This window comes from Inquilinus ginsengisoli (assembly GCF_031453975.1).
Taxonomy (GTDB): domain Bacteria; phylum Pseudomonadota; class Alphaproteobacteria; order DSM-16000; family Inquilinaceae; genus Inquilinus; species Inquilinus ginsengisoli_A.
The window spans coordinates 529772-542710 of record NZ_JAVDPW010000004.1 but is presented as its reverse complement, the minus strand read 5'-3'; the positions used below and the strand labels follow the sequence as shown (position 1 = coordinate 542710).

General features: G+C 69.6%; 10 protein-coding genes. 5 read left to right on the top strand and 5 right to left on the bottom strand.

What is annotated here, in order from left to right; all coding sequences use genetic code 11:
- Positions 1–25 precede the first annotated feature (25 nt).
- Together E9232_RS14085 and E9232_RS14080 are read right to left on the bottom strand one after the other, a co-directional pair.
- On the bottom strand, positions 26–1201 hold the full coding sequence (locus tag E9232_RS14085) for a porin (protein WP_309794781.1): 1176 nt from the start codon (positions 1199–1201) through the stop codon (positions 26–28).
- A 336-nt stretch (positions 1202–1537) separates the two neighbouring features.
- Positions 1538–2671: a porin gene (locus E9232_RS14080; protein WP_309794780.1), complete on the bottom strand. Its 1134-nt coding sequence runs from the start codon at positions 2669–2671 to the stop codon at positions 1538–1540.
- Between the two features lie 403 nt (positions 2672–3074).
- Between E9232_RS14080 and E9232_RS14075 the strand changes: the two genes are divergently transcribed.
- Both E9232_RS14075 and E9232_RS14070 read left to right on the top strand, forming a co-directional pair.
- Positions 3075–4664: a gamma-glutamyltransferase family protein gene (locus E9232_RS14075; RefSeq protein ID WP_309794779.1), complete on the top strand. Its 1590-nt coding sequence runs from the start codon at positions 3075–3077 to the stop codon at positions 4662–4664.
- A gap of 162 nt (positions 4665–4826) precedes the next feature.
- Positions 4827–5564, top strand: a complete 738-nt coding sequence (locus E9232_RS14070) for a creatininase family protein (protein WP_309794778.1) — start codon at positions 4827–4829, stop codon at positions 5562–5564.
- Here E9232_RS14070 and E9232_RS14065 read toward each other — a convergent pair.
- A complete protein-coding gene (locus tag E9232_RS14065; protein ID WP_309794777.1) occupies positions 5537–7303 on the bottom strand; it encodes a VanW family protein in 1767 nt (588 codons plus the stop codon). The genes E9232_RS14070 and E9232_RS14065 overlap by 28 nt on opposite strands.
- Positions 7304–7479: 176 nt before the next feature.
- Between E9232_RS14065 and E9232_RS14060 the strand changes: the two genes are divergently transcribed.
- From E9232_RS14060 to E9232_RS14050, 3 genes are all read left to right on the top strand, one after another.
- Positions 7480–8436 carry a GlxA family transcriptional regulator gene (locus E9232_RS14060; RefSeq protein ID WP_309794776.1) on the top strand — a complete coding sequence of 319 codons (957 nt, stop codon included), beginning with the start codon at positions 7480–7482 and terminating at the stop codon, positions 8434–8436.
- 107 nt (positions 8437–8543) lie between these two features.
- On the top strand, positions 8544–9467 hold the full coding sequence (cdhC, locus tag E9232_RS14055; protein WP_309794775.1) for a 3-dehydrocarnitine:acetyl-CoA trimethylamine transferase CdhC: 924 nt from the start codon (positions 8544–8546) through the stop codon (positions 9465–9467).
- Positions 9457–10434 carry an L-carnitine dehydrogenase gene (locus tag E9232_RS14050; protein ID WP_309794774.1) on the top strand — a complete coding sequence of 326 codons (978 nt, stop codon included), beginning with the start codon at positions 9457–9459 and terminating at the stop codon, positions 10432–10434. Before cdhC ends, E9232_RS14050 begins: the two co-directional genes overlap by 11 nt.
- Positions 10435–10620: 186 nt before the next feature.
- Here the strand turns inward: E9232_RS14050 and E9232_RS14045 are convergent, their stop codons facing one another.
- Positions 10621–11742 (bottom strand): lipase family protein, encoded by a 1122-nt coding sequence (locus tag E9232_RS14045; RefSeq protein ID WP_309794773.1) that lies wholly within the window; start codon positions 11740–11742, stop codon positions 10621–10623.
- Between the two features lie 150 nt (positions 11743–11892).
- Positions 11893–12813, bottom strand: coding sequence for a DMT family transporter (locus tag E9232_RS14040; protein WP_309794772.1), 921 nt, complete (start codon positions 12811–12813; stop codon positions 11893–11895).
- Between the last annotated feature and the right edge of the window lie 126 nt (positions 12814–12939).

Genomic DNA, 12939 nt, shown 5'->3' with positions numbered 1-12939 from the left:
TGCTCGGTACAGTCCTGTCGTCGCCTCAGAAGGCGAGGACGACGCCGGTGGTGAGCGAGGTCTGCTCGAAGTCGCGGCCGACGCGGAACTCGTTCCGCTCGTAGGCCAGCTCGGTGAAGCTGTTGAGGCCCGGCGCGACGTTGTAGAGGAACGAGCCGATCACGCTGTGGTTGGTCTGCAGGTCGGTGCCGTTGGTGAAGGACGACGACAGGCCGTTGCCCTTCTCGGCGGTGGTGTAGGCGTAGCCGACCGAGACCACGAACGGGCCGGTGCCGTAGGAGATGTCGCCGGTGATCGAGTCGATCGCCTTGTCGGCGCGGAAGGTGCTGGCGAAATGCACCCAGTTCACGCTGGCGGCGATGCCGTTGGCGAAGCCGACCTGGCCGCCCACGGTGTAGGCTTCGTAGTCATGGTTGCCGCTGACGCCGTTGCCGTTGCCGGCCGAGGCGGCCAGGCGCACCGAGGTGCCGTCGAAGCTGTTGGCATAGTTGATGCCGGCAGTGACGACATTCTCGTAGCGGGTCGTGGCGTCGTTGGTCAGGTCGTTGATGCCGCCCGGACCGGCATGGTCGCTGGTGCCGCCGCCCGTGCCATGGCCGGACGCCGCCGCGTTCTTGCCGCCGGCGACCGGGGTGAAGTCGATGGCGAAGGAGAAGCCCGAGAAGCTCGGCGAGGAATACTTGACCTTGGTGTCCTTGCCGTTCAGCCCGCCGATGCCGTAGGTCGGGTCGACGGCGTAGAAGGTGTCGGACCCGCCGAACAGGTTGAACTTGCCGTCGAGGCCGTCGCCCCAGCTGGCGCCGAGGCCCAGCTTCGAATTCAGCGTGTCATGGGCGTAGACGTAGCCGATGTCCGCGCCGACATACGGCGCGTCGCCGAAGGTCAGGGTGCCGAAGCCGCCCTTGACGTAGACATAGGTGCGGTCGACGGTGACGCCGTTCTTGCGGTCGACATTGTTCATGCGGATGCGGGCGCCGTATTCCAGGCCCGAATCGGTCACGTTCTTGATGTCGAACTGCAACCGCGCGCCGGACACGAAGTCATAGTCGCGGTCGAGATTCTCAGAATCGGTGCGGGAAATCGAGAGGCCGGCCAGGAAGCCGACCCAGCCGTTCACCTTGACGCTGAGTTCGGCCTGGGCAGCACCGATCCCCGCCGTGGTGGCCGCCAGGCACACCCCGAGCAACAAAAACTTCCGCATTTTACTTCCCCTCGCATGTCGGGCTCAGCGCCGCCCGAGACGAAGCGCCGGCCCCCCAATACAGTTTGCGAGGCGGCTTATACGAAGCCGGGAGTTTTAAAATCAACCGCTGGCCGTCCAAAAGGACGCAATGTCTACAAATTTCACAAAATAGTAACGGGTCCGATGCCGTTGCAGTGGCGTCGGGTGATGACCCCTCCCGGGGGTAAGGCCCTGACCTGAGGGTCCCGGGCTATCGGCCGTCCGGAGCGGCGAGATGCGCCGGAGCCGGGCAGGAAGGAGGGCGGCCCCTGGCGCCGCCCTCTAGTCTGTTGGCGATAGGCTCTTGTCGTTGTCTCAGAAGGAGAGCGCCATTCCGGAGGTCAGCGTGCTCGCCTCGTAGTCGCGGCCGGCGCGGAACTCGTTCCGCTCGTAGCTCAGCTCGGTGAAGGTGTTGAGGCCCGGCGCCACGTTGTAGAGGAACGACAGGACGACGCTGTGGTTGGCCTGAAGGTCCGTGCCGTCGGTGAAGGACGACTTCAGCCCGTTGCCCTTCTCCGCGGTGGTGTAGGCGTAGCCGATCGAAGCCACGAACGGGCCGGTCGCGTAGGACAGGTCGCCGGTGATCGAGTCGATGGACTTCTTGGCGCGGAAGGTGCTGGAGAAGTGCACCCAGTTCACGCTGGCGGCAAAGCCGCTGGCGAGACCGATCTGGCCGCCGAAGCTGTAGGCCTCGAAGTCGTTATTGCCGCTGACGCCGTTGCCCGTGCTGGCCGAACCGGCGACGCGCACCGAGGTGCCGTCGAAGGTGTTGGCGTAGTTCAGGCCGCCGGTGACGATGTTCTCGTACCGGGTCGTGGCGTCGTTGGTCAGGTCGTTGACGCCGCCCGGCCCGGCATGGCCGTTGCCGCCCGCCACCGGGGTGAAGTCGAAGGCGAAGGAGAAGCCCGAGAAGCTCGGCGAGGTGTACTTGATCTTGGTGTCCTTGCCGTTCAGGCCGCCGATGCCGTAGGTCGGATCGAAGGCGTAGAAGACGTCGGAACCGCCGAACAGGTTGAACTTGCCGTCGAGACCGTCGCCCCAGCCGGCGCCGAGCCCAAGCTTCGAGTTCAGCGTGTCGTGGGCGTAGACATAGCCGATGTCCCCCGACGCGTATGGTGCGTCGCCGAAGGTGATCGTGCCGAAGCCGCCCTTCACGTAGACATAGGTGCGGTCGACGGTGACGTTGTTCTTGCGGTCGGCATTGTTGAAACGGATGCGGGCGCCGTATTCCAGGCCCCCGTCGGTCACGTTCTTGATGTCGAACTGCAGCCGCGCCCCGGACACGAAGTCATAGTCGCGATCAAGGGTGCCGGTGTCGGTGCGCGTGACGAATACGCCGCCCAGGAAGCCGACCCAGCCATTGATCTTGACGGCGATCTCGGCCTGGGCCGCGCCAATGCCTGCCGTGGTGGCCGCCAGGCACACCCCGAGCAGTAAAATCCTCCGCATAGCTCGTCCCCCCGTTCTAGCGGATATGATCGTCATGTCTTCACGACGGCATCAACCAACCCCCAGCGGATGCCGGCCGAATTTATGAGGGGTTCCAGGCAAAAGCAATCGAGATGTTATCTCAATTTCTCCGTTTCTCTGAGTTCATGAAATAAAGGCCGAGGTTAGACTCAGAGATATTATCAACATTCGAGAATGTATGTATAATAATACATGAGAGGTTGGATTTTGGCTTGCTATGTCGTGCCGAGATCGGAGCCTGCTCTGTGATCGGGCCGCCGGGGTTCGCCATCGCTCCGGCATGCCGATCGGGCAGTTTCGATCGACTTGCCCAAGGCCGGGTTGCCAAACCCTCCCAGCTGTCGATATCAACCACGGACGCGAAACCGAAAGGGCAGTGGGCATGCAACGGGATTTTGGCCAGCCGGGACGCTCGGCGCTGATCGCGGGCGAAGCGGCGATCGCCACCTCGCATCCGTTGGCCTCCGCCGCCGGGCTCGAGGTGCTGATGGATGGCGGCAACGCGGTCGATGCGGCGCTGGCCGCGGTCGCGGTGCAATGCGTGGTCGAGGCGCATATGACCGGCATCGGCGGCGACTGCTTCGTGCTGTACGCCCCCGCCGGGCGGGATGCGCTGGCGCTGAACGGCAGCGGCCGGGCGCCGCGGGCGGCGTCGGTCGAGGCGCTGCAGGCGGAAGGCCTGTCCGCCATCCCGCAGCGCAGCCCGCATGCGGTGACGGTGCCGGGCGCGATCTCGGCCTGGTGCCGGCTGCACACCGACCATGGGTCGCTGCCGCTCGACCGGCTGTTCGCCCGGGCCATCCTCTACGCCGAACAGGGCTATCCCGTGACCCCGCGCGTCGGTTGGGACTGGGCGCAGGAGGCGGACTTCCTGGCCGGCGACGCCGGCTGCCGCAGCGTCTTCCTGCCCGGCGGCCGGATCCCCAGCGTCGGCGACCGGTACGCCCAGCCGCTGCTCGGCGCCCGGCTGCGCGACATCGCGGCCAAGGGGGCAGGGGCCTTCTACGAGGGGGCGGTGGCGGAGTCGCTGGTCCGCTTCCTCAAGGCCCGGGGCGGGCTGCACACGCTCGACGATTTCGCCGCCGGCCGCGACGGGGCGAACTGGGTCGATCCCATCCGGCTCGACTATCACGGCACCGAGGTGGTGGAGTGCCCGCCGAACGGCCAGGGGCTGGCGGCGCTGATGATCCTCGGCCTGCTCTCCGGCACCGACCTGTCGGCCGAGATGCCGGAGGCCGACCGCATCCACCTGCTGGCCGAGGCGACCAAGATCGCCTACCACCACCGCGACGCGCTGATCGGCGACCCCGACCACCTGCCGCACGACCCGAAGACGCTGCTGTCCCCCGCCGTGCTCGACACGCTGCGCCGGCGGATCGACCCGCGCCGGGCGGGCGCACCGGCGCTGTGGACCGAGCCGGAACATCGCGACACGGTCTATCTCTGCGTCGTCGACCGCGACGGCAACGCGGTCTCCTTCATCAACTCGATCTTCGATGCCTTCGGCAGCGGGCTGCTCGACCCCGAGACCGGCGTGCTGCTGCACAGCCGCGGCGCGTCGTTCCGGGTCGAGGCCGGCCATCCCAACGCGATCGGCCCGGGCAAGCGGCCGATGCACACCATCATCCCCGGCCTGCTGCGCCGCCAGGGCCGCACCGCCGGCGTGTTCGGGGTGATGGGCGGGCACTACCAGGCGGCCGGGCAGGCGCAGTTCGTCTCCGCCGTGTTCGACCGCGGCCTCGACCCGCAGGCGGCCTTGGACCTGCCGCGCAGTTTCGCCTTCGACGGCACGCTGCAGCTCGAGCCCCGGATCGGCGAGGCCGTGGCCGCCGACCTCGCCGGCCGCGGCCATGCCGTCGACCGGCGGGCGGAACCCCTGGGCGGCGGCCAGGCGATCCTGATCGACCATGACCGCGGCGTGCTGATCGCCGGCTCCGACCCGCGCAAGGACGGCTGCGCGCTCGGGATTTAGGACCGGCTTTTCCTGTTGCTGTCATTGCCCGGCTCGACCGGGCAATCCAGGGGCCACCAAGAGCCGTTCTGGCCGCCCCTGGATGCCACGGTCAAGCCGTGGCATGACATCGAGAATTGTGCGCTGCCAAGACGCCAGACCAGTACCGGAAGGAACCCAAACGTGCAGCTACAGCTCAGCACCTGGCCGGAGATCGAGGCCTATCTGAAGGCCTCGCGCGGCGTGATCATGCCGATCGGGTCGACCGAACAGCATGGCCCGAACGGCCTGATCGGCACCGACGCGCTGTGCGCCGAAGGCATCGCCCGCGGCGTCGGCGACAGGACCGGGGCCGTGGTCGGACCGACCATCGGCGTCGGCATGGCGCATCACCACATGACCTTCCCGGGCAGCATGACGCTGAAGCCGTCGACGCTGGTGCTGGTGATCCGCGACTACGTGACGGCCCTGGCCGAGCACGGCTTCGAGCGCTTCCTGTTCGTCAATGGCCATGGCGGCAACATCGCCACCATCCAGGCCGCCTTCTACGAGATCTATTCCGACATGCGGACGCTCGGCCTGCCGCCGATCCGCTGCCGCCTGGTCAACTGGTGGGACAATGCCGGCGTCAACAGCCTGTCGAAGCAGCTGTACGGCGTGGCCGAGGGCAGCCACGCCACGGCCAGCGAGGTGGCGGTGACCCAGCATCTGTTCCCCGACCACATCAAGACGGCGGAGCTGGACCCGCCGATCGCGCCCACCGGCCGCTTCTACGATGCCGCGGATTACCGCCGCCGCTTCCCCGACGGCCGCATCGGCTCCAACCCCGGCCTGGCGACACCGGAGCACGGCAAGCAGTTCTACGACGCCGCGGTGGAGGCGATTTCGGGCACCTATGCGGAGTTCCTCGAGGAGGCCTGAAGCAGCGGCGCCGCGTCGCCCAGCGCCCGGCGCAGCGCCTCGTGCAGCGCCGCGGCGTCGTCCTCCGGCACCAGGGTGACGCCGGGGCCTTCGTCCAGGCCGCAGGCGGCGGTGGCGATCACCGGGATGCCCAGCGCCAGGGCGCGCAGCAGGGCGCGGGGCTGGTGCTCGACCACCGCCGGCAGGACCACGGCCGCGATCCGGCCCGGCCAGCCGCCGGCCGGCATCGGCCGCACCGCGACGCTGCGCCAGAACGGGGCGTTGTTCTCCCGCGCCCGGCCGCTGACCACCAGGTCGACCTCCAGCCCTGCGACCGCGTCGCGCAGGGCATAGGCCCCCTTGCGGCCCAGGGCCGAAGCCGGGAACAGGATCGTGCGTCCGCCGATCGCGGGCCGCGGCGCGCGGGAGACGTCGGGCAGCGCCCAATCGAGATGGACCGCGCGGTCGGCGAAGCGGGCGGCGATGCCGGCATGCGGGGTGTACAGCCGGGCCGCCGCCGCCAGCGCCTCGGCCTCCGCCGTGACGATCTCGGCCGGCGCCCGGAAATCGCCCAGGGTCGGGCTCTCGGGATGGCGGGACAGGGCGCGGTCCAGCCGGGCTTGCAGCGACGCCAGCGGCCAGCGCTCCATCAGCACGTCGAAGCTGCGGCCCTGCAGGCAGCCGTCGCGCCACAGATGCGGCAGCAGGCTCTGGCTCACCACCAGATGGGTGTGGCGATAGGACAGGCGCCTGACATAGGCGGCGGCCAGCTGCTGGTCATAGGCCAGCATCGCCCGCGGCAGCGCGCCCCCTGCAGCCGGCAGGCGGCGCAGGGCCCGGGCCCGCGACAGCGCGACCAGGGTGGCGCGGGTCTCTCCTCCCGCGAGCGCCGGCCAGGCGTAGCGGGCGCGGGACGGCCAGCGCATCGGCAGGAACAGCGCATCCTCCGGCCCCGCCTGCTCGCGCAGCAGTGCGGCGAATTCCGGCCAGCATGCATCGACCAGCCAGGCGGTCGGGCGTTTGGTCCGGGCCTCCCCTGCGGGCAGGTGGCGGATGCACTCCTCCTGGGCGCAGCCGACGCAGTCATGGGCCTTGTCGCGCGATCCCGGGAAGGCGACCACGACGCCGCGGTCCGCGGTGCCGTCCGCGCCGCGGAACCGGATCTCCAGCGCCTCGGCGGTCAGCCGGGCCTCGACCCGGAAGGCCTGGGGGCTGCGGATGCGCAGGTCGACATAGTTCCAGAACACGGTGGCGTCGCGCCCGGCGGCGGCGCGCGATCCCGGGATCAGCCGGCTGTGGGCATGGCGTTCGACGATCTCGAAGCCGGCCGCCAGAGCCGCCTCGTACAGGGCGTTGGACAGCTGGCACAGCCCGCCGCCGGTGTTGGCGATCAGGCAGCCCTCGCGCAGCTCGCGCCCGGCGACGAAGCCGCGCCGGCGCGAGGCCCGGCCGATCTGCCGCCAGAAGCTGAACACCGTGCCGGCCGGCACCTCGATGCCGTCGATGGCGCGGACCGCCAGGCGCAGGTTCTGGATCTTGCCGGCGGTCAGCAGGGTCTCCTGTGCCCCGCCGGGGCCGCCCCACAGCGGCGACCGGCTCTCGGCCACGACAGGGGCATCGCGCAGCGCCGCCGCCCGGGAATGGCGCAGCGGCCGGCCGCCCCGCATCTCGCGCAGCGTCCGGCAGGCGCGCAGGATCGAGGCCTTGGCCGTGAAGGCCAACGCACCCCAGCGCGACGGCACCCTCTGTTCCGCAGGCATCGCCCGACCTCCCGAACCGCCCCGCCGCCTCCGCCCGGGCCGTGGTCGGATTGAAGCGCCGGAAGATGGCCGAACGATGTCTGGCTGAGAGCGGTCCGGTGGCGAGCCTGCAAGGATCTTGACGTCGAGGGCCGATCGCTTGATGAAACACGACACAGTCATCGATCGGGTCCGCCATGACCGACGCCGCCCGCCATATCGGCTTCCTGCTGCTGCCGCAGTTCTCGATGATGGCCTTCGCCTCGGCGCTGGAGCCGCTGCGGGTCGCCAACCGGCTGTCGCGGCGCCAAGTCTATCGCTGGACCATCTTCTCCGCCGACGGCACACCGGTGCCGGCCTCGAACGGCCTGCCGCTGCCGGCCGATGCCGTGGCCGGCAGCGCCGACGACCTGCCGATGCTGATCGTCTGCGCGGCGTTCGAGCCGCTGGCCGCCGTCACCCCGGCGCTGACCCGCTGGTTCCGCCGGCTCGACCGCGGCGGCGCCGTGCTCGGCGGCATCGACACCGGCAGCTTCGCGCTCGCCGCGGCGGGGCTGCTCGACGGCTATCGCGCCACCGCGCATTGGGAGGCGCTGGACGGCTTCGCCGAGAAGTTTCCGCGGGTCGAAGCCCGCGCCTGCCTGTTCGAGACCGACCGCCGCCGCCTGACCTGCGCCGGCGGCACCGCGGCGCTGGACCTGATGCTGCAGATCATCCGCATGGACCATGGGCCCGGGCTGGCCGCGGCGGTGTCGGAGCAGTTCATCTACAACACCCTGCGCCATGCCGAGGACCGGCAGCGCCTGTCGATCCCGAAGCAGCTCGACATCCGCGATGCCAGGCTGGCGCGGATGGTCGAGATCATGGAGCGCAACGTGGCCAGCCCGGTCGCGGTCACCGCCCTGGCCCGCACCGTCGACATGTCGCCGCGCCAGGTCGAACGGCTGTTCGCCCAGCATCTCGGCAAGGGGCCGCAGGGCTTCTACCAGTCGCTGCGGCTGCAGCGGGCGCGGTCGATGGTGCAGTATTCCGACGATCCGCTGCTGGAGGTGGCGATCGCCTGCGGCTTCGGCAGCTATGAGCATTTCTGCCGCTCCTACCGCCGCGAGTTCTCGGTGCCGCCCAGCCGCGACCGCCGGGCGTCGGCGGCATAGCGGAAAGCATCAAGCCGGTGTCGCTCTCCATCAATGGCGGACGGGTCTTCCGAGCTTAGGCTTGCCTCGGGAGCCGGTCCGCCGGCGATACGGAGGGATGGCCGGCGATGGCCTTGCAGACTGAGATCAACCGGCGCGTCATCATCACCTGCGCCGTCACCGGCGCCGGCGACACGGTGGACAAGCACCCCGCCATTCCGGTGACGCCGCAGCAGATTGCCGACGCCGCGCTGGAAGCGGCCAAGGCCGGGGCCACCGTGGCCCATATCCACGTCCGCAACCCCGAGACCGGCAAGCCCAGCCGCGACCCGGCGCTGTATCGCGAGGTGGTCGACCGCATCCGTTCCAGCGGCGTCGACATCATCATCAACCTGACCGCCGGCATGGGCGGCGACCTGGTGATCGGGCCGCAGGACAACCCGACGAAGTTCGGCGCCGACACCGACCTGATCGGCGGCATCGACCGGCTGCCGCATGTCGAACAGCTGCTGCCGGAGATCTGCACCCTGGATTGCGGCTCGCTGAATTTCGGCGACGGCTCGCTGGTCTATGTCTCGACCCCCGACATCCTGCGCAAGCAGGCCAAGCGGATCCAGGAGCTGGGGGTGAAGCCCGAGCTCGAGATCTTCGACACCGGCAACCTGTGGTTCGCCCGCCGGATGGTGGAGGAGGGGCTGCTCGACGCGCCGCCGCTGTTCCAGCTCTGCCTCGGCATTCCCTGGGGCGTGCCGCCCGACCCGCGGATGATGCTGGCGATGCGCGACATGCTGCCGGACGGCGCGGTCTGGGCCGGCTTCGCCATCGGCCGGCTGCAGCTGCCCTTCGTCGCCCAGGCGGTGCTGCTGGGCGGCCATGTCCGGGTCGGTCTGGAGGACAACCTCTATCTCGGCAAGGGCGTCTTCGCCTCCAACGGCAGCCTGGTCGAACGGGCGCGCACGATCATCGAGGCGATGGGGTCGGCGGTGATGACCCCGGCCGAAGCCCGCACCCATCTCGGACTGAAGACAAGGGGCCAGGCCCATGCCGCGTGAGATCAGGACCTTCGGCGTTGTCGGTGGCGGCGTCATCGGCAGCGGCTGGGCGGCCCGGGCGTTGGCCCGCGGCCTCGACGTGGTCGCCTGGGACCCGTCGCCGAACGGCGAGAAAGCCCTGCGCGACGCCGTCGCCAATGCCTGGCCGGCCCTGACCCGGATGGGCTTGGCCGCGGGCGCGGACCCGGACCGGCTGCGGGTGCTCGGCTCGGCCGAGGCGGTGGCCGCCGCATCCGATTTCGTGCAGGAGAGCGCGCCGGAGCGGATCGAGCTGAAGCGCCAGCTGCACCATGCCATGGCCGGCGCGGCGCCGGCCGATGTCATCCTCGGCTCCTCCTCCTCGGGCCTGCTGCCGAGCGAGATCCAGGAGGGCGCGCGCCACCCCGAGCGCATCGTCATCGGCCACCCCTTCAACCCGGTCTACCTGCTGCCGCTGGTCGAGGTGGTCGGCGGCAGGCAGACGGCGCCGGAGACGATCAAGGCGGCCTCGGCCTTCTACGCCTCGCTCGGCATGAAGCCGCTGCATGTGCGCAACGAGATCGACGGCTACATCGCCGACCGGCTGCTGGAGGCGCTGTGGCGCGAGGCGCTGCACCTGGTCGCCGACGGCATCGCCACCACCAAGGAGATCGACGAGGCGGTGTGCTTCGGCGCCGGCATCCGCTGGGCCTTCATGGGCACCAACCTGACCTATCACCTTGCCGGCGGCGAGGGCGGCATGCGGCATATGCTGGAGCAGTTCGGCCCGGCGCTGGAACTGCCCTGGACCAAGCTGGTGGCGCCGAAGCTGACCGACACCCTGATCGACCGCATGGTCGAAGGCACCCAGGAACAGGCCGGCGGCTGGCCGATCAAGAAGATCGAGCGCTGGCGCGACGAACGCATCATCCGGATCCTGAAGACGCTGGAGGCGGCCGACCAGGACACCGGCCACCCGACCTACGATCCGCGGCCGGATACCGCCTGAGCCTGACGATGACGGAGGCCGCCTGCGCGGCCTCCCCACGGGATCCCCGCGCGAGCGGGGATCTCCGCACGGGGATCCCCGTCCCTCGCGGGGATTGAGGGTCGGGACGGCTGCGCCGCCCCGATCCGTGTTCGCCTGACTGCGCCCGGCCGGCCCCGATCCGGCCGGGCGCCTTTTCGTCAGGGGTCAGGCGGCGGTGGCCCGGCGCAGCTTCGCCGCCGCCGCGCCCAGCCTTGCGTCGTAGCGCGGGTCGCTCGCCACCGTGCGGTTGACCCGCGGCCGGCGGCCCAGCGTGGCCTGCGGCAGCTGTTCGGCCACGACCGCGGTGACCGAGGTGCCGCCGAGCAGGGCCATGTAGGTCTGGGTGTGGTGCTGCTGCATCGCCTCGTCGGCCCAGGGACCGAGCCAGTCGTTGCCGTCGGGCGCCAGCCAGGTGCCGGGCAGCTGGATGCTGTCGGGGATGTCGGCATAGGAGACGCCGCAGTCGATCAGCCACCAGGCGTAGCCGAAGATGGCGGCGGCGAAGCTGACCGGCGCCAGCAGGCCGGGCCCGACATCCTCGTAGATCCCCGGGATCTCGGCCAGCCGGGCCATCGCCATCGGCACCACGTCGAGCGTGTTCTGGTAGCAGCGCGCGGTGGGATAGGCGCTGTGGAACGCGTCGGCGAAGGCCTGGTTGCCGGCGGTCGGCCCGGCATAGGTGTAGGGCACGATGGTGGGCGACAGCCCCTGCTGCCCCAGCATCGCCTGCAGCCAGGGCGCCACCACGGTGGTGACGCAGCCGCCCAGGCTGTGGCCGGTCACCTGCATCGGCACCTGCTTGTTGGCCGCCGTGTCGTAGAAGCCGGCGAGGAAATCGACCAGCGACTGCCCGCCCGAGCTCATGCCGCCGATCTGGGTCAGCGCCGCGGCGGTGCCGGACGAGATCAGGACGTCGCTCGGGGCGGTCCAAGGCGGCGCCTGCTGGCTGTCGGCGCCGAGATCCTCGACGATCTGGTCCCACAGACCCTGCAGCGACACGTTCACATCGGTGCCGCGGACGACGACCGCCAGTGACAGGCAGGTCAGGCCGTTCGGCCCGGGCGCGTTGCGTGTGGCGACATAGACCAGATTGGCTTCGGCCGGATCCTGGGCCGGGCCCCAGGCCAGCGACCAGTCGCCGCCGCCCAGCAGGGGCCAGGCCAGCGGGAAGGCGCCCGGGATCGACGAAGGGGCGAGATAGGAGATCTGGCACAGCTGCAGCAGGCTGATGCTGGCGGCATCGGCGGTGGCGGAGGTCGTGGCCTTCGGGGTCAGGAGGTCGGTCATGGCGTTACCCCCGGGATCGAGGGGTGCACGCAGCCGCTCGCGTGCCGAAGATCGGCAGCTCGGAATACTATCATAATCAAATCCTCGATAAATAATAAAATTGAATATAAACAACGGGTTGAATATATCACGAACGCAATTGCGGGGAAACTACTTCACATGGGCGCGCAGCGTCCGGCCGCGGCGGCGCTCGCGGTGCATGATGTAGAGGCTGGAGGAGATCACGATCCCGGCGCCGACCACCACGAAGGGGTCGATGGCGTTGCCGAAGAACAGGCTGCCATAGGCCAGCGCCCAGATGATCATGGTGTACTGCATCGGCGCGATGGTGCTGGCCGGCGCCAGCGACAGGGCCCGCACCACCAGGAACTGGGCCGACCCCATGAACAGGCCGGCGGCGCCGACGCGCAGCACGTCGAACCAGGCCGGCAGCTTGAACACGAACAGGGCGATCGGCAGGCTGGTGGCCAGCAGCCCCAGCATCACCGCCGTCACCAGCACGGCGCGCTGCTCGTCGCGGCTGATCTTGCGCATGATCAGCACCACCCCGGCGCCGGTGAAGACCGAGCCGAGGGCCGAGAGATGGCCCAGCGTCAGCGCCTCGAAGCCCGGCCGGACCATCACCAGGATGCCGAGGAAGCCGACCACCACCGCGGCCCAGCGGTGGATGCGCACCTGCTCGCCCAGGATCGGGATCGACAGGATGGTCACCACCATCGGGGTGCAGAAGGCGATGGCGTAGACATCGGCCAGCGGCAGGGCGGAGAAGGCGTAGAAGCCGAAGATGGTGCCGATGCCGGCCAGGAAGCCGCGCAGCACGATCAGCCGGGGATGGGCGGCGCGCATCCGCCGGAAGCCGCCGTCGCGCCGCAGCATGATCAGGATCGGGATGCAGGCGAAGGCGACCTGCATCGGGATGATCTGGAAGATCGAATAGCTCGCGGTCAGGCCCTTCACCAGCGCGTCGCTGGAGGCGAACATGACGTTGGCGACCAGCGAGCACAGGATGCCGAGCAACGGCGTTTCGATGCCCGGCGCGGCGGCAGCGACCGGCTCGGGTGCAGGGGCCATCGGCTCATCGTCGCCGCGCCGCTGGAGTCGCATGGTGGTTTCGATCCCCCGAAGCGGGGAATCATTCGACCCTCCGCCCGTATGTCAGACATACGCCTCCCGGCCGGAAACGGGTGGTGAAAGCCG